Genomic DNA, 1,265 nt, shown 5'->3' on the forward strand with positions numbered 1-1,265 from the left:
GTCGTCCACACCGCCGGGGTGCTGCGCGACGGTTTCCTGCGCGGCAAGAGCCTCGAGGCCGTGGAGGAGGTGTGCCGGGGCAAGGTGCTCGGCGCGCTCCACCTCGACGCCGCGCTCGCCGGGCATCCGCTCGACTTCTTCCTGCTGTGCTCCTCGCTGGCCGCCCTGGTCGGCAACCAGGGGCAGTCCGACTACGCCTTCGCCAACGGCTTCCTGGACGGGTTCGCCCGGCGGCGCGCCCGCTGGGCCGCGCGCGGACAGCGCCCCGGGCGCACCCTGTCGGCCGGCTGGCCGGTGCTGGCCGACGCCGGGATGACCCTCGAGGCCCACGCCCTGGACTACCTCGCCCAGACCTACGGACTGCGTCCCGTCGCCACCCGTGACGCGGTGCGGGCGCCGCGCCTGGCCGCGCCGCCCAGCCCGGAGACGGCCAGCACCGCCCACGTCGCGGGGGACACCGGTGTCTGGGAACGGGCCACCGGTTCGCCCGGGGCACGGCCCGCCGCCTCCGCGGCCGGGCCGGACCCCTCCCCGCCGGACGCCCCCGGAGCGCCGGACGGGGCGGACGCCCTGCGGTGGGTGGCGCGGAAGGTCGAGGAGACCACCGGAGTGCCCGCCGGGACGATCGATCCGGACGCTCGGCTCGACGCGTACGGGATCGACTCGATCGCGTCGATGCGGCTGAGCCGGATCCTGGAGGACGACCTGGGGCGGGTGCCCCTGTCGGTCCTGCTCGACAGTTCCAGCGTGCGGGACCTGACCGACCGCCTGCGACACGACCACGGACCGCGGCTGGCGGCACTGGCCGCCGCCGCCACGGCCTGCACGCACGAGCCGCCCGCGTCTCAACCGCCCGTGTCCGGACCGTCCCCCGAGCCGTCCGTGTCCGGACCGTCCCCCGAGCCGTCCGTGTCCGGACCGTCCCCCGAGCCGTCCGTGTCCGGGCCGTCCGCGCCCGAGCCGTCTGCGTTTGGGCCGTCCGCGCCCCAGTCGCCCGGGGCGGGGTCGTCCGTGTCTGGGCCGTCCGCGCCCGGGCCGTTCGCGTCTGAGCCGTCCGTGTCCGGGCCGTCCGCGCCCGAGCCGTCTGCGTTTGGGCCGTCCGCGCCCCAGTCGCCCGTGTCGGGGTCGTCCGCGCCCGGGCCGTCCGCGCCCCAGCTGCCCGCGTCTCAGCCGTCAGCGCCCCTCGTCGCGGGCCCGACGGCCGACCGGGTGCCGGGTCTCTCCGGGGCCGTCGACGGCGCCGCGCCCGAGGCGCCGTACAACGT

1 protein-coding gene is annotated in these 1,265 nt (G+C 77.9%); it reads left to right on the top strand.

All coding sequences use genetic code 11. The annotated features are described in order from the left end of the window. Positions 1-1,265, top strand: a 1,265-nt coding sequence (locus LPA54_RS32650; RefSeq protein ID WP_228984386.1) for a beta-ketoacyl reductase, incomplete at both ends; no start/stop codon positions are given.

The sequence above is a fragment of the Streptomyces sp. DH12 genome (assembly GCF_020873895.1).
Classification (GTDB): domain Bacteria; phylum Actinomycetota; class Actinomycetes; order Streptomycetales; family Streptomycetaceae; genus Streptomyces.